Annotated in this window: 14 protein-coding genes and 1 tRNA gene; 11 read left to right on the top strand and 4 right to left on the bottom strand. The window is 50.2% G+C overall.

Annotation, left to right across the window (positions count from 1 at the left end; translation table 11 throughout):
• Positions 1 to 61: 61 nt before the first annotated feature.
• Complete coding sequence (locus tag ACJJIL_RS13720; protein ID WP_413665163.1) at positions 62 to 562, bottom strand: hypothetical protein; 501 nt, start codon at positions 560 to 562, stop codon at positions 62 to 64.
• 241 nt (positions 563 to 803) lie between these two features.
• Between ACJJIL_RS13720 and gorA the strand changes: the two genes are divergently transcribed.
• A complete protein-coding gene (gorA, locus tag ACJJIL_RS13715; RefSeq protein WP_413665164.1) occupies positions 804 to 2,162 on the top strand; it encodes a glutathione-disulfide reductase in 1,359 nt (452 codons plus the stop codon).
• Between the two features lie 87 nt (positions 2,163 to 2,249).
• Here gorA and ACJJIL_RS13710 read toward each other — a convergent pair whose 3' ends face one another.
• A complete protein-coding gene (locus ACJJIL_RS13710) occupies positions 2,250 to 2,606 on the bottom strand; it encodes an HPF/RaiA family ribosome-associated protein (protein ID WP_413665165.1) in 357 nt (118 codons plus the stop codon).
• Between the two features lie 539 nt (positions 2,607 to 3,145).
• Between ACJJIL_RS13710 and ACJJIL_RS13705 the strand changes: the two genes are divergently transcribed.
• A complete protein-coding gene (locus ACJJIL_RS13705; protein WP_444957268.1) occupies positions 3,146 to 4,078 on the top strand; it encodes a hypothetical protein in 933 nt (310 codons plus the stop codon).
• A 96-nt stretch (positions 4,079 to 4,174) separates the two neighbouring features.
• On the opposite strand, the gene thpR is transcribed toward ACJJIL_RS13705, so the two are convergent.
• Positions 4,175 to 4,759 carry an RNA 2',3'-cyclic phosphodiesterase gene (gene thpR, locus ACJJIL_RS13700; RefSeq protein WP_444957269.1) on the bottom strand — a complete coding sequence of 195 codons (585 nt, stop codon included), beginning with the start codon at positions 4,757 to 4,759 and terminating at the stop codon, positions 4,175 to 4,177.
• Between the two features lie 146 nt (positions 4,760 to 4,905).
• Here thpR and ACJJIL_RS13695 point away from each other — a divergent pair, with 146 nt between their 5' ends.
• Together ACJJIL_RS13695 and ACJJIL_RS13690 are read left to right on the top strand one after the other, a co-directional pair.
• On the top strand, positions 4,906 to 5,382 hold the full coding sequence (locus ACJJIL_RS13695) for an Hsp20 family protein (protein WP_445359949.1): 477 nt from the start codon (positions 4,906 to 4,908) through the stop codon (positions 5,380 to 5,382).
• Position 5,383: 1 nt separating this feature from the next.
• The gene (locus ACJJIL_RS13690; RefSeq protein ID WP_413665169.1) at positions 5,384 to 6,037 is read left to right on the top strand and encodes a class I SAM-dependent methyltransferase; all 654 of its coding nucleotides are present in this window, start codon (positions 5,384 to 5,386) and stop codon (positions 6,035 to 6,037) included.
• Here ACJJIL_RS13690 and ACJJIL_RS13685 read toward each other — a convergent pair.
• A complete protein-coding gene (locus ACJJIL_RS13685) occupies positions 6,017 to 7,003 on the bottom strand; it encodes a GlxA family transcriptional regulator (RefSeq protein WP_413665170.1) in 987 nt (328 codons plus the stop codon). The genes ACJJIL_RS13690 and ACJJIL_RS13685 overlap by 21 nt on opposite strands.
• A 139-nt stretch (positions 7,004 to 7,142) precedes the next feature.
• On the opposite strand from ACJJIL_RS13685, the gene ACJJIL_RS13680 reads away from it, so the two are divergent.
• From ACJJIL_RS13680 to clpP, 7 genes are all read left to right on the top strand, one after another.
• The gene (locus ACJJIL_RS13680) at positions 7,143 to 8,999 is read left to right on the top strand and encodes a beta-ketoacyl synthase (RefSeq protein WP_444957271.1); all 1,857 of its coding nucleotides are present in this window, start codon (positions 7,143 to 7,145) and stop codon (positions 8,997 to 8,999) included.
• 76 nt (positions 9,000 to 9,075) lie between these two features.
• Positions 9,076 to 9,660, top strand: a complete 585-nt coding sequence (locus ACJJIL_RS13675) for a type II toxin-antitoxin system RelB family anti-toxin (RefSeq protein ID WP_444957272.1) — start codon at positions 9,076 to 9,078, stop codon at positions 9,658 to 9,660.
• A gap of 299 nt (positions 9,661 to 9,959) precedes the next feature.
• Entirely contained in the window at positions 9,960 to 12,116 is a 2,157-nt protein-coding gene (gene fadB / locus ACJJIL_RS13670) for a fatty acid oxidation complex subunit alpha FadB (RefSeq protein WP_445359948.1), read from the top strand.
• Between the two features lie 11 nt (positions 12,117 to 12,127).
• Positions 12,128 to 13,303: an acetyl-CoA C-acyltransferase FadA gene (gene fadA / locus ACJJIL_RS13665; RefSeq protein WP_445359947.1), complete on the top strand. Its 1,176-nt coding sequence runs from the start codon at positions 12,128 to 12,130 to the stop codon at positions 13,301 to 13,303.
• Between the two features lie 182 nt (positions 13,304 to 13,485).
• Positions 13,486 to 13,570, top strand: a tRNA-Leu gene (locus ACJJIL_RS13660).
• A 185-nt stretch (positions 13,571 to 13,755) separates the two neighbouring features.
• Positions 13,756 to 15,069, top strand: a complete 1,314-nt coding sequence (gene tig / locus ACJJIL_RS13655) for a trigger factor (protein WP_444957274.1) — start codon at positions 13,756 to 13,758, stop codon at positions 15,067 to 15,069.
• A gap of 188 nt (positions 15,070 to 15,257) precedes the next feature.
• Positions 15,258 to 15,899 carry an ATP-dependent Clp endopeptidase proteolytic subunit ClpP gene (clpP, locus tag ACJJIL_RS13650; RefSeq protein ID WP_282933430.1) on the top strand — a complete coding sequence of 214 codons (642 nt, stop codon included), beginning with the start codon at positions 15,258 to 15,260 and terminating at the stop codon, positions 15,897 to 15,899.
• The last annotated feature ends 83 nt before the right edge of the window (positions 15,900 to 15,982 follow it).

Genomic DNA, 15,982 nt, shown 5'->3' with positions numbered 1-15,982 from the left:
CCATCTCTTGGGCTGACTGTTTGATGTAAGGGGGCGAAAATCTGCCCCCTTAGTCAGCAACTTATTGAAACTGTTTTTTCATCAACATGCGGGTGTGATGTCGATCAACCAGCTGGGCCAGGGCTTCATAGCGGCGCTGTATGAAGGGGGCGGGGTTGTTATTTCCCGATTCATCCCGATATTCAACTCCAGACCGGACGTGTTGGAGCTCCTTGGCTAACTCTCTGATGGCGGTGAAGATCTTTTGTGTGTCGTCTTTGCTGTGAAATACTGAGCTTTTTGTGGTGTCTGTCAGGTAATCATCGCACTCGCTCAGCCAGTCCAACCTCTGTTCAAGAAACTGTATTGTATTGCGAATTCCCCCGGTGTATTCGGGGTTGAAGTTATGGTTGATATACTTGTCGAGGCTACGCATGCCCGAGCCGACAAATTGTTCAACCACATCGCCACAGTATTTTTCTGACAGATAGGATGGATGAGACTTTGCGCTGCTTAAATTGCTGATGAGCAGTAGAGAGGTAAGCAATAGGGCGCGCTGCATCACTGCATTTGGGTATTTCATATTATTGCCCATAGGTTTTGCTCTTATTAATGACTGTTATTTTATCCGCCTCAGGTTTTTTTGTTGTGCAATTTCCTCTGGCGGGCTGATATCTGTGACAGCAGTCACATGAATATCCAAAGCGAAGTCAAGTGTCAACGGTTATTAAGTAAGAATTGTCAGCTTGAGATGGTTGTTCACAGAAAACTTATTGTCGGGCTGTTTAAAAATTATTCGAAGCATAGCTGAGTGGGAGTTTATTTTGGCTGAGTATGATTTTGATCTGTTTGTTATTGGTGCCGGCTCTGGTGGCGTGCGTGCAAGTAGGATGGCTGCTGCACAAGGAATGAAGGTCGCTGTGGCTGAAGACCGCTATATGGGGGGGACCTGTGTAAATGTAGGTTGTGTCCCCAAGAAATTATTTGTTTATGCGAGTGGTTATTCCGCAGGCTTTTCTGATGCTCGAGCCTATGGCTGGAATAGCGCGGGAGTTGAGTTTGACTGGCCAACACTGCGGGATAACAACGCAAAAGAAGTTGCTCGACTCAATGGGATTTATCGCAATTTGCTGGATAACTCTGGGGTGGAAACCCTAAATGGCAGAGCCAGCATCAAAGGTCCTCACAGTGTTGTTGTTAACGGCAAAGAAATTACTGCAGAGCGTATTTTGGTGGCGACAGGCGGATGGCCATTTATTCCGAATATTCCGGGACGGGAATTTGCGCTGACTTCCAATGAAGTTTTCTCAATGGAAAACTTTCCCAAGCGAGTTTTGGTTGTTGGTGGGGGTTATATTGCCGTCGAATTTGCAGGCATCTTTGCTGGTCTCGGCGCGAACGTGCACCTCTCTTATCGAAGAGATTTATTCTTGCGAGGATTCGATCGGGATATTCGCACTTTTGTTCGCGATGAGATGCAGAAGAAAAATATCGATCTAAAGTTTAACCACAACGTTGTTTCTATTGAGAAGCTTCAGGATGGCAGCTTGCTCGCTCATGCCGATGATGGTTCCAGTATTAATGTAGATATGGTGCTTTACGCTACTGGGCGCGTAGCAAATGTTGAAGGGTTGGGGCTAGAGGAGCAGGGTGTTGTCTTGCACAAGGATGGCACAATCTCTGTGGACGATAATTTTAGAACTAGTGTGCAGTCAATCTATGCACTGGGAGATGTAACGGGTGAGCCTCAGCTTACTCCTGTTGCCTTGGCGGAGGCTATGGCCTTGGTTAAGCATTGGCGCACTGGAGAGACGGCTGAAATTGACTATAACAACATTCCTACAGCGGTTTTCTGTCAACCGAATATCGGAACTGTGGGGTTGTCCGAAGAAGAGGCGCGGGACTCTGGACTCGACGTCACTATTTATAAGTCGGAATTCAGACCAATGCGTCACACTGTGAGTGGGAATACAGAGCGGACATTGATGAAGCTAGTTGTAGATGCGTCCAACGACAAGGTGATTGGCGTGCATATGGTTGGCGATGACGCAGGGGAGATTATTCAGGGGATGGCCGTAGCACTTAAGGCAGGAGCTACCAAAAGCACCTTTGATTCAACGATTGGAATTCACCCCACCGCTGCTGAGGAGTTTGTAACTATGAGAACTCCAGTTGCAGGTTAGGTGCTGTTGTTACGCTGTAGATATAAGTTGCAGTTGTGAATAATGAAAAAGGCGGCATTTTGCCGCCTTTTTTGTGACTCCCAGTTTTTAGCTGGGTTCTTCTACAACCTCTTGTAGGGCTTGGTGCCGCCGTGTTTTCTTGCGTTCACTACGCTCTTTCAGACAGCGCTCGGCGGAGGCGAATGTGTCGTTTACCGCTCGGTGTATGGATTCGTTCTCACTACTAATAGTCACGGGATTGCCACTAATCGCAAGCTCTAGTGATGCCTTGAAGTGTCTGCCTTTAGTTTTGTGTTGATGGGGAGCTTCGAGGACTACGCGACTATGTATGATGTCGCCACAATAACGTTCCAGCTTGTTTAACTTCTTGGATACGGTAGTCGCCAGGGCGGCTGACTTGTCGATGTCGCGGAACACAATGTTATCGTTAGGCGCTGATTTCATGGGCACATACCTCCGGTTAAAAGAAACCATGCAGGCCGCTGTTGCGGTTTGCTGTAAAGAAGGTAGGGCGCCCTAGTGGGAGGGTTCGAGGCTGCAGTTGAAGCGCCGAGCTGCCGGAATCGCAACGATTGTTTGCTGACAAAGCAGCTTAGGGTGTTTTACGTCCGGGTCGGGTTTCCGCTGAGTCCAGCGATCTTCTCCCTGGTATCCATAATGCTTCCGCCAAAAAAAAAATCAAGCGCTATCGCAGAAAAATTTCATATAAATTTTGGAGTGGTGTCACTGTGGTGACTCAATATTGTGGATTTGAAGGTTTATTGATCAGCTAGTTGGCTCAGGTGAACGCAAGGTCATTGCTCATAGCTTGCTCCCTGCGTAAAATTGACCATATTGCGCAGTAGCTTCACTCTGTCGTAGATTCAGAGTCGCTGCGCTTCCAAAACACGAAACACATCAATTCGAGAAATGGGTTCACGACGATGGCGGTAAAGCGGTGTTGCTCGCTCCTTTTGGCGGGCTTAGTAGTTATGGGTGGGGCAGTGGCACAAGCGCAGACGCCCCTCACGGCGGAGAAGAACCGTCTTGCGCGATTGGAACAGTCTCTTGAAAATCGGAGTGTTGGGCTCGAGGATGTCGAAAATGAGCTGCTCTCCTACGAATATAAGCTTGAGCAGGCCCAGAAATCTCTCGATGACCTGCGCCTGGAATACGAGGCGAGTCGCCAGGAGCTCAATCAAGCGACCCGGGCTCATGAGTCAACCCCCAACTCAGATACTGAGCGTCGCCTGAAGAAGGCTAAGCATGCCTTCGCTATGGCGGAGAGAGGTGTCGATAGCCGTTCACGTCGTCTCGAGTTTATTAAAGAAAATCATCAGCAGCTTCAACAAAAACTGGCTGAAGAAAAGCAGGCAATTGCTGATGCCAAAGCTAAGATTTCTGCCCAGCAGGATAAAATTAGCAAGATGGTTGAGGATATGCTGGCAAAGGCTGAAGCGTCCGAGAGAAGGGCAGCTATGGCGCGAGCTGCTGCTACTAATGAGAAACCAAAACCCCCGCAAATTAAAGCTCAGGTCGAGCCGCCAAAGCGCGATGAGCCCGCTAAAAAAGTGGAAGCTGTTGCTAAGCGAGAGATCGATGCCGACTTGTTGGATTATGTAAAGCGGGAAACAGCACGCCTGAGTGATCTCCTGGCTGACGAAGAAGGTAACGATAGAAAAACGTTCCGGGATCTTGAGTTGCGGCCAATTGGGGGGGAAAGAGTGCCCTTTGAGTTTTTGGGGGAAAATCAATATCGCTTGGTGACTACCGTTGAGTCAGGTCGCCAAACTTATAAAATTAACACTTGGAAATTCCGCCGTACAATTCCGGCTGAGGATGATGGGGCTCGCTATGTCTTTATTTTTGATGCGCGTCGCCTATCTCGACCAAGATTGGTTATGTACCCAGAGTATGTGCTGTCAGAATTGAATTAATTGTTCAGTGAACAAGTAAATAAAAAAGCGAGCCTAAAGCTCGCTTTTTTGCTTTTTGGGGTTTCAGAAAATAGATATTAACAGTGGGGAGGAGTTTTACCGCGACTGTAGAATAGTTGTTTGTAGGGGGGTGTAAAGGCTTCCTGTTGGACTTGGTTGACTTTGGTAGAGAGTAATATTGTTAATTGTTATTGGGTGTTCTAGGTCGATTGGAGAAAATCCGTGAAATTGTTTCCTATTTCTGCACAGGGTGATATGTGGGCGATAGCGCCGGTTTTCTGTCGGTATGGATAGGCTCTCAGCGAGGCGTTTGACGGACATATGCAAGGCCGTCAATTGTTTGGTGACTGTGATTTCTGCGGCGATTAGATGAGCATCATTGCCCGGGAAGGTATCAAGTTTAAATAGGCGGGTTTTCGTCTCAGTTGTGTTTCGAGCGATTGAGGTCAACCCGGTTTTTAGTGGCTGTATTGTTTTTATTGGAATCTGACCTAAAAAACAAAGGGTGATATGACGGTTCTTATAGGCTATCAAGCGGGTGCTGGCTAAGGATGAGGCGCTTTGTTTTTCCGTGATGAAGCTTGTTAAATAATTTAAAAATTCTTGTGTTGTTTTATCCAGCTGGATGCCGATAAAGATTCGACAAGTGGGCTCTAAAGGTTTTTTGTGATTTTTTGGCATAAAATTTATCTGTCACCCTTGAATTAGAAACCTCTGCCCATATCTCTGTTGTACAGGTGGTAGCTTCAATGAAAAGTGCCCCTGAAAAGAGTCCGGTCATTTGACGGACGTAGTTTTAAATATTGCTCTGAATTGAGGATATGATAATGCGTAATTTTGATTTCTCTCCACTTTATCGCTCTGCAATTGGTTTTGACCGTATGGCCAGTCTGCTCGATGCAATGACCACAAGCGAGCAAAAACAGCCATCCTACCCCCCTTACGATATAGAGTTGACCGGTGAGGATAGCTACCGAATTTCCATGGCTGTCGCTGGCTTTGAGCAGTCTGAACTCGATATTCAGGTGGAGCAAAATCGTTTAGTGGTTAGCGGTACTAAGCCAGAAAGTAATAGCCAGGGAAATTATTTACACAGGGGTATCGCCGCAAGAAATTTTGAGCGGCGCTTTCAACTTGCCGATCACGTGAAAGTGACCGGTGCAAAACTGGCTAGTGGGTTGTTACATATAGAATTGGTACGTGAAATACCTGAAGCGATGAAACCACGAAAAATTTCGATTACAGAAGGTAATGTGCTGCAGCACAAAGAGAGTGAGACTAAGTCCACTGCTGCAGTAGCGTAAGTTGTCACTTCATTGCCCGCTGTGCCGCCAAAGCGCGGTACAGCTTTACCATCAGGATAAATTCCGCAGTTATCATCAGTGTGATAACTGCGCGCTCGTTTTTGTGCCGCCGCAATACCATCTGACACCTGAAAAAGAGAGAGCTTATTACGACCTCCATGAGAATTCGATGGAGGATGACGGTTATCATCAATTTCTCAGTCGTTGCGCGCAGCCGTTACTGAAAGAGTTGAGTGGGGCCTGCCATGGCCTGGACTTTGGTTGTGGCCCGGCGCCTTTATTGGCCAGAATTTTGGCGGAGAGTGGACACCGGGTGGACCTGTATGATCACTTTTACATGCCGGCCAGGAAGGCGCTGCATAGGAGCTACGATTTTATTGTTGCTACAGAAGTGATCGAGCATCTTGTGAAGCCAGGAGAAGAGCTTGAAAACCTTTGGCAAAGGCTTCGCACAGGGGGGGTTATGGCCCTGATGACGAAACTGGTTATTTCTGCAGAGCGCTTCGCCACGTGGCACTATATCAGAGACCCTACACATATTTGCTTCTTTAGCGTGAGGACATTTGAATGGTTGGCTCGGTCACTCGGTGCCGAGCTCCAGTTTGTTCACAGCGATGTTATTTTTCTAAGAAAATTAAGTATTGACCCTGAATAGCTTGGCTCGCACCGTGGTGCGGTATTCACTTGGAGTTGTTGCCAGGAATTTTTTAAATAGCGCTGTGAAATGCCCCATATCCTGGTAACCAACTTTTTCAGCAATTTCATTGACCGATAAATTGCTTGATTGTAAAAGCTCGCGCGCCATGTCAACCCTGACATTTTGCAAATACTGCAATGGTGTCTGTCCTGTAGCAAGTTTGAACCGGCGATTGAACGATCGCACACTCATATCGAAAAGTTGTGCCACTTCGCTAAGGCGTACCTCGGTATTGCAATGTTCCTTGAGCCAGGCCTGGGCTTGAACGATATCTTCGTCTGGGTGTAAGTGAACAGATCCTTCTGAGTAGGCTATCTCTTCAAATGGGCGGCGAATTTCGTGAGAGAAATTGCGCTCTACATGACTGGCAATGGCCGGTCCATACAGTTGGCGGATCATATGAACCGTTACGTCAGCGAGGGCATTGACGCTGGCCGCGCAGAAAAGTTTGTCTGCCTGGGTAATAAAATACTGACGTTTTAATTTTACCTCTGGATAGTCTGAGCTAAATTGATCAAAATAATGCCAGTGGGTGGTTGCAGGTTTTCCGTTAAGGAGGCCCGCTTCGGCCAAAAAGCAAACTCCGGTACCCACAGCACTAATTGCAGCTCCTTGTTTTTCCTGTTGGCGCAGCCATTCCAATATTTTTCCGCCTCGCTTAAGGGCGGGGCGGGGGTTGCGCCACATGGTCGGGATGTAGATTAGGTCGCTATCTGGTGCGTCGCTAAGAGCGACGTCCGGTTGAAGGGTAAACCCGCAGCGGGTATTTACTGGTGCCCCATCCAAACTGGCGGTCACCAGTTTTAGGCTGCCCTTGATGCCCTCAACCCTGGCGCGACTCTCCGCACCGCGGAGCATCTCAAGTGGGAGAACGGTACCGGTTGCCAGCATCTGGTCGATAAGTAGAAAAGTTACTGTTCGCATTACACATCTATGCGCACTTGCGCTATTGGCCAAAACACTCAATTTTGCTGGCCAGTATGCCCATAACTGGACAGAATCGCCACCCCCTACACTCGCATCTCTTATTTTTATAGTGTTAAGTGCTTGGCTGGAGGTCAGGATGCAGCGCCTTCCCGTAATCACCGCATTCGGTGGATTCAACCCTGCTGGACGTAGTTCTTTCCATAGGGGGTACTCTCGCCTCGTGCTAGATAAACTGGGTAAGGAAGAGAGGGATAGCACTCTTTCCGACCTGGCCGCCCTGATGGGCTTGCGTACCGGAGACAACGCTGAAGGCATTTTGGACCCTGCCCTTGAGCAGCAGGTGTTGGATGGTACTTTGGTGCGCGAACTAGAGAGTCGCTATTACGACTACCGCAAGTGCCATTTCCATCAGTCTGCCCAGCTCGCAAACCCCCAGGGCCTGACATTCGAAATTTCCACCCGGCAGCTTCCGCAGCCTGTGCCCGCTCATTGGCACTTGGAGCATATCCAGGGCGGCAGGGTTCGGGTCACCACAGCTGAGCTGTCAGTTTTGTTGGATAGCCACCGCGAGATAAGTGTGGCTGCTGCCGGCCAGCTCCCAACCGGATTTGAACCGGGCACTAAATATAACTCTCGATTTCACCCGAGGGGACTGCAGTTGGCCCTCTTGGGCGCATCAGATGCTGTGCAGTCTTTGGGGGTTGATTGGGATACCGTTGTATCTGCGGCTGGGCCGGGAAATATTTCACTCTATGCCGCCTCGGCAATGAGTCAACTGGACCCATTTGGCAACGGTGGTCTATTGCAGTCCCGCCTGCGAGGTGGTCGCGTAAGCTCTAAACAGTTAGCGCTTGGCCTAAATAGTATGCCAGCGGATTTTGTTAACGCTTATGTGCTCGGAAATGTCGGTTCTACTGGCGCTGTTGCCGGTGCTTGCGCAACCTTCCTGTACAACCTTCGCGCTGGCGTTGAAGATATTCGCTCGGGTAGGGCGCGGGTCGCTGTAATTGGTGCGGCTGAGGCGCCCCTTGTGCCTGAAGTTGTCGATGGCTATTCAACGATGGGTGCTCTTGCCACTACCGAGAATTTACGCAAGCTTTTCCCTGGTGAAATTGATTATCGACGCACTAGTCGCCCGTTCGGTGAGAACTGTGGTTTTACCTTGGGTGAGGGTACCCAGTGGGTCATCTTAATGGATGATGCTCTGGCGCTTGAGTTGGGTGCTTCCGTATATGGTTCGGTTGCCGGTGTGTTTACCAATGCCGACGGTACAAAAAAATCGATTTCTGCGCCGGGTCCCGGGAATTACCTGACGATGGCCAGAGCAATGGCGGAGGCGCGGGCAATTGTGGGTGAGGATAGTTTGCGGCGTCGCAGCTTTGTGCAGGCCCATGGCTCAAGTACGCCGCAAAATCGGGTTACTGAGTCCGCCATTTTTGATCGTTTGGCCGGCGCATTTGGCATTGCCGAGTGGCCGATTTGTGCGGTCAAGGCCTTTTTGGGGCATACCGTCGCTTCAGCCAGTGGAGATCAGTTAGTTACAGCGTTAGGTGTATTTGATCGCGGCATTCTCCCGGGAGTGACCACCGTTGATCACATCGCCGATGATGTTCATTGTAAGCATTTGGATATTTCCCTTGAACATACCGATAGGGGCAGGGGTGCGCTTGATTTAGCGTTCTTAAACTCGAAAGGTTTTGGCGGAAATAATGCGACGGCAACAATTTTGTCCCCGCAGATCACAAAATCAATGATGGAAAAGCGTCATGGCAAATCGGCCATTGTGACATCTCAAGCGTTGAACGAGAAGGTTGTAGAGCAGAGCGAAAAGTACAACACCAAGGCTTCTCGTGGTGAGCTTGATGTTATTTATCGATTTGGTGAGGGCATGATCAATGAAAGTGAGATCGCTATCTCAGAAGAAGAAATATGTTTGCCCGGGATGCCGCCGGTGAAGCTGCCAAATGGAAATCCCTTTGAAGATATGGTGTGATTGGCTTTTACATAATGCCTCAATTTCGGTGATTTTTACCTGAGGGAAGATTGCACAAAAGGAGCTAATGGGGAGCATGGATGATCCTGAAGAGGATGTTGGCGCCCGCTTGAAAATGGTGCGCCACATTTACGGTATCTCACAGAGGGAGTTGGCGAGACGGGCTGGGGTAACCAACGCAACAATTTCTTTTATTGAATTGGGAAAGGTTAGCCCTTCCGTAAGCTCCTTAAAAAAAATATTGGGCGCCATTCCTATGTCGCTAACCGATTTTTTTTCCTTGGAAATATCGGGCGCAAAGCAAATTTTTTTTCGCGGAAATGAAGTGCCTGAGATCGGTCATGGCTCTGTGTCCTGCCGTTTGTTTGGAGGGGCAAAGGCAAACTGCGGCATGTCGCTATTGTGGAAAGTATTTCCCGCTGGGGATGACACCGGCTTTTCTCTCGAGTCTGCTGAGGGGGAGATTGGTGGAGTGGTTGTCAGTGGTGACCTGGAGGTTACGGTTGGCTCCGATTTTGCCCTGCTGAGTACCGGTGATGGGTATTATTTTGATGCTCAGCGTCCGCACCGCTTTCGAAATACAGGTCGCTGTGACTGTGTAGTTGTCAGCGCAATGATGCCGGCTTATGGGCATCCCGGCCTTCAAGAGTCCAATTCCTGAAAGGTGGTTTAGAAAAGAGGGAGTTCGTGCCAAGTGGCTGATAAGGCAGCACGATCCGAGATAGACTAGCCCAGCTTTAAATTCTCTCTGTTCGCAAACTGGCGAATTTCTGTACTTTGGCACTCCTGGTGCCACTCCATTTGTAAGAAATAGTATTCAAACAATCGTTTGAATCTGGCTATACTACGGCTGACCAAATTGGGCCTAAGTGTCACCGCGCTGTGCGGGGCGGCCCTTGGTTGCACAAAAATTCCGACCCCGGGCCCAGGATCGCGGCCCAGAATAAAAGAGGTCAATCAATGTTATTTAGTGGCAAAGCGCTCACGGTACAGATGCTGGACAACGGCATCGCCGAGCTCAAATTCGACCTGCAAGGCGAATCCGTCAATAAATTTAACCGTCAGACGGTTTCTGAATTCTCCCAAGCGCTGGATGCTATCGAAGCAGCGGATGGTGTAAAAGGTGTACTGCTGACCAGCGGTAAAGGCGTCTTCATTGTTGGTGCTGATATCACTGAGTTTGGTGGTGCCTTCTCTGCAGGTGCAGAGGGCGTTGCTGATCTGATGAATCAGAACAACGAAAATATCAACCGCCTGGAAGACCTTCCGGTACCGACTGCGGTAGCAATTAATGGTTACGCGCTTGGCGGTGGTTTTGAGGTGTGTCTTGGCTGTGACTTCCGCCTGATGGGCGAAGAGGCCAAAGTTGGCCTTCCGGAAGTTAAGCTGGGTCTGATTCCGGGCTGGGGTGGCACTGTTCGCCTGCCGCGTGTAGTGGGTGTTGATGTTGCTGCTGAGTGGATTGCAGCGGGTAAAGAGCAGAAGCCTGCCGCCGCTCTGGAAGCTCACGCTGTCGATGCGGTGATCCCCACTGCCAAGCTCAAAGATGCAGCGGTCAAGCTGCTTGAGCGCGCTATTAATGGCGAGCTGGACTACAAAGCCATTCGCGAGCTGAAGAAATCTCCAATCCCCTTGAATGATACTGAAGCGCTAATGGCCTTCTTTACCACCAAGGCATTTGTGGGTCAGCAGGCGGGTAAAAACTACCCCTCTCCCGTAGCTGCGGTTGAGTCAATCGAGCAGGGTTACAAGTTGACCCGTGATGAAGCGCTGAAAATCGAACAGGAGAAGTTCATTTTCTGCGCGCAGACCGGCACTGCGAAGTCTCTGGTAGGGCTGTTCCTGGCTGACCAGGCAATTGGTAAAGTTGCCAAAGGTTGGGAGAAGAAAGCCGATAAGCCGATTGAGCGTGCGGCAGTATTGGGTGCTGGCATTATGGGTGGCGGTATCGCTTACCAGTCTGCCTACAAAGGCACTCCGATCAAGATGAAGGATATCGACCAGAAGGGTATCGATCTTGGTCTGAATGAGGCGAACAAGCTGCTGTCCAAGTTGGTTGATCGCAAGCGCCTGACCCCCGTTAAAATGGGTGAAGTGCTCAACCGTATCGAGCCTACCTTGAGCTACGACGGCTTCAACGATATCGATGTTGTTGTGGAAGCGGTGGTTGAAAATCCCAAGGTGAAGCATGCAGTATTGAAAGAAGTGGAAACCAAAGTAAGCGAAGACACTGTAATCGCTTCTAACACCTCCACTATTTCTATTAACCAGCTGGCTGAGCCGCTCTCTCGTCCGGAGAACTTCCTCGGTATGCACTTCTTCAACCCAGTGCACAAAATGCCGCTGGTTGAGGTGATTCGCGGAGAGAAAACTTCCGACACAGCTGTAGCTCGCGTTGTTGCCTACGCAAACAAGATGGGCAAGAAGGCTATTGTTGTACGCGACTGCCCTGGATTCCTGGTTAACCGCGTTCTCTTCCCTTACTTTGCCGGTTTCTCCATGCTGGTGCGCGATGGCGCTGACTTCCAGGCCGTTGACAAGGTGATGGAGCGTTGGGGTTGGCCGATGGGCCCCGCTTACCTGATGGACGTTGTCGGTATCGATACCGGTGTTCACGCAGAAAGCGTAATGGCTGAAGGCTTCCCCGATCGCATGGGTAAAACCTTTACCGCTGCTTCCGACGTTATGTATGAAACGGGTCGTTACGGCCAGAAGAACAACAAAGGCTTCTACAACTACGAGCAGGACAAAAAAGGTCGCCCGAAGAAAGTGGCTACTGAAGAGTCCTACGAGCTGCTTAAGCCGCACGTTGCTGAACGTCGCGAGTTTGAAAAAGACGAAATTATCGAGCGCATGATGGTGCCTATGGCAACCGAACTGGCTCGCTGCCTGGAAGAGGGTATCGTGGATTCCCCAGCTGAAGCTGATATGGCGCTGATCTACGGCATTGGCTTCCCTCCGTTCCGCGGTGGAATCTTCGCGTGGCTGGACAGCATTGGTCTGGATGAATTCGTGAAGATTGCCGATAAGTACGCCGATCTGGGTGAGCTGTACAAGCCGACCGATCGCATGCGTGAAATGGCCGCAAGTGGCAAAACCTACTACGGCGACAAGTAAGGAGAATAGCGATGAGTTTAAATCCTAGAGATGCCGTAATCGTCGACTACGCGCGTACGGCCATGGGTCGCTCGAAGAATGGCGTATATCGCCATGTTCGCGCCGATGATATGTCCGCTGAGCTGCTGAAAAAGTTCATGCAGCGCAATGACAAGCTCGATCCCGCCGAGATCGATGACCTGATCTGGGGCTGTGTTATGCAGCGCGATGAGCAGGGCTTTAACGTAGCTCGCTTTATCCTGCTGCGCGCTGGTCTGCCACACACTATCCCGGCGCAAACCGTCAACCGCCTGTGCGGCTCCTCTATGTCCTCCCTGCATACTGCAGCTGCCAACATCCAGGCTGGCGTTGGCGATGTGTACGTTGTGGGTGGTGTTGAGCACATGGGCCACCTAAACATGATGGAGCATGTTAGCCCCAACCCAATGCTGGGTCGCTATATGGCTAAAGCTGCCGGCTCCATGGGTATGACTGCTGAATACCTGGCGATGATGCACGGTATCCAGCGTCAGCAGATGGATGAGTTCGGTGCACGCTCTCACCATCGCGCGGCTGAAGCTACCAAGGCTGGCAAATTCAATCGCGAAATTATCGCTATTGAAGGTCATGACGATGACGGCGTACCTTTCCTGGTTGAGACGGACCAAACCATCCGTCCGGACACCACCGTGGAAGGTCTGGCTCAGCTGAAGCCAGCATTCGATCCGAAGCACGGTCAGGTAACAGCTGGCACCTCCTCTCAGATCACCGACGGTGCCTCTGTGATGCTGGTAATGTCCGCTGAGCGCGCTCAGGCTTTGGGTATGACTCCTATTGCTCGCGTGAAAGAAATGGCGCTGGCTGGTGTTGATCCGTCCATTATGGGTTATGGCCCGGTGCCCTCTACCAAGAAGGCGCTCAAGAGAGCGGGTCTAACTGTTGGCGATATCGACAAGTTTGAGCTGAATGAGGCATTTGCAGCGCAGGCGCTGCCGGTGCTGAAAGACCTGGATCTGCTCGAGCAGACGGATGAGAAGGTCAACCTGTACGGTGGCGCTATTGCCCTGGGTCACCCCTTCGGCTGCTCTGGCGTGCGCATTACTGGCACCCTGCTGAGCGTTATGCAGAATGAGGGCGGCAACCTGGGTGTGTCTACCATGTGTATCGGTCTGGGGCAGGGTATTACCACTGTTGTAGAGCGAGTCTAAGGAAATTAGACCCCGGAAAAAGGCGCCTTTGAGGCGCCTTTTTTTATTTTATGAGAAAAGTGTTCAGTAAAGTGTTGAAGACCCCAAAATGCTGTGGCACAATCTGCACCCCTTGTCGCGATGGGCTCTAAAAAAGTAGCGAAAGCGCTTAAATATCAAAGAGTTAGCGGCAGGTTCGATTTGGGGACGTGGTGAAATTGGTAGACACGCCAGATTTAGGTTCTGGTGCCGAAAGGTGTGGGAGTTCGAGTCTCCCCGTCCCCACCAAATTAAAAGCCTTGAAGTCCGTGTGACTTGCCCTGGAGGGGTAGGTGCGGGCTTCTTGTGTATTTGGCGGCAGCACAAAAGTATTGTTTTGGTGCTGGGCCTACGAGGTTACTGACTAAGTCTCGGTGACCCGGTATTCGTTGGCGCTGCGGCGCGATTACAGAGATAGTCTCACGAGGATAAACATGCAGGTTTCCATCGAAACTACTTCCGGTCTGGAGCGTCGCTTAACGGTCAACTTGCCGGCAGAAATTGTCGACAAAGAAGTGGATAAGCGTCTCCAGCAGGCTGCTAAGACTGTTCGCATCAATGGCTTCCGCAAAGGCAAGGTGCCGATGAAGGTTGTTCGTCAGCGCTTTGGCGCCGGCGTTCGTCAGGAAGTTCTGGGTGAGGTAATGAGCCGTTCTTTCTACGAAGCGGTACAGAAGGAAGAGGTTAAACCTGCCGGCCAGCCTAGCATCGAAGCTAAGCAGACTGCTGCTGGCGAAAACCTGGAGTACGTTGCTACTTTCGAGGTTTACCCTGAAGTTGAACTCGCTGATCTGGCTGAGATCGCTGTAGAGCGTCCTGTTGCAGTAGTTACTGATGCTGACGTGAAGAACATGATCGATGTTCTGCGTAAGCAACAGTCTTCCTGGAAAGATACCAAGCGCAAAGCTCAAAAGGGCGATCGTGTTGTTATCAACTTTGTTGGTCGTAAAGACGGCGAAGAGTTTGAAGGTGGCAAGGCCGAAGGTCACCAGTTAGTACTGGGTTCCGGCCAGATGATCCCTGGCTTCGAAGAAGGCATTCTGGGCATGAAGCCCGGTGAAGAGAAAGACATTGATCTGACCTTCCCGGAAGATTACCAGGCAGAAGAGCTTCGCGGTGCTGCTGTAACCTTTAATATCAAGGTGACCTCTTCCGAGAAGCCTGAACTTCCCGAGCTGAACGAAGAGTTCTTCAAAGCTTACGGTGTTCAGGAAGGTGGCGAAGAGAAATTCCGTGAGGAAGTTCGCAACAACATGCAGCGTGAGCTGAAAAATGCCGCTCTGAATAAAGTTAAGACCCAGATCATGGATCAGCTGTTCGAGAAGCATCCAGTTGAGCTGCCGTCCGCGCTGGTTGCCAGTGAAGTAACTACCCTGCGTGGTCAAATGGTTCAGCAGTTTGGTGGTCAGATCAAGGCTGAAGATGCCGAGCGTATGTTACCTGACACTATGTTCGAAGAGCAGGCAAAGCGCCGTGTAGTTCTCGGTCTGGTAGTCGGTGAGATTGTTAAGCAGAATGAACTTTCTGTTGATGCCGATCGCGTAAAGGCGAAAGTTGAAGAGCTGGCTTCTACCTACCAGCAGCCGCAAGAAGTGGTTGACTACTACTACAGCAACCGTGAGCTGCTGTCTGGTGTTGAGTCTGTTGTACTGGAAGACCAGGTTGTTGATCACGTACTGGCTTCAGCTAAAGTATCTGAAGTTGACAGCAGCTACGACGAAGTGATTAAGCCGCAAAAACAAAGCTAATCTCTCACTTCATTCAGGTGTAAGGTGGCGTCCGCTCAAGCGTGACGCCCCTACATCTCCTTCCTTTTTACCGGCTGGCTTTCTCTCGCCTGACCGGTTAAGCTCTGAAAACCAAATTTTTCAGCATGGGCATACGATGCCTATTCGCTGGCCTGCCGAATAAGCCACAAAAGGAAGCAATGGTACCTATGGCACGAATTGATTTTCCAAAAGCTTCGATAGAGCCCTCAGCATCAGGTTTAGTTCCCATGGTGGTAGAACAAACCGCCAGAGGGGAGCGCTCATTTGATATTTATTCTCGCCTGTTAAAAGAGCGTGTGATCTTCCTGGTCGGGCCTGTAGAAGACCACATGGCCAACCTGGTTGTTGCGCAGCTGCTTTTCCTCGAGGCAGAAAATCCGGATAAGGATATTCACCTCTACATTAATTCACCGGGCGGTTCGGTAACTGCCGGCATGTCTATCTATGACACCATGCAGTTCATTAAGCCTGACGTCAGCACTATGTGCATTGGGCAGGCCTGTAGTATGGGCGCCTTCTTGTTGACTGCCGGTGCTGAAGGCAAACGCTTCGTAACACCAAACTCCCGTGTGATGATTCACCAGCCCAGCGGTGGGGCCCAAGGGCAGGCGAGCGATATCCACATTCACGCCCAGGAAATTCTCAAGATTCGTCATCGTTTGAATGAGCTCATGGCGCATCACTCTGGACGTCCAGTCAGTGATATTGAGAGGGATACAGAGCGCGACAACTTTATGAGCGCCGATGAAGCCAAGGAATATGGCTTGGTCGATGATGTATTGTCTCGCCGACAGGCATTCGATAAGTAGATTTTTCTACATTAAAAGTTTGCCGGAGGCGGATTTCAGCGAAAGTTAGTTTTTTTGACAGGCTGGCTTTCGTTGGGACTTGA

The organism is Microbulbifer maximicatervae (SeqCode) (genome assembly GCF_052468095.1).
The sequence above is the reverse complement of the archived record's forward strand: the minus strand, read 5'-3'. Positions and strand labels throughout refer to the sequence as shown.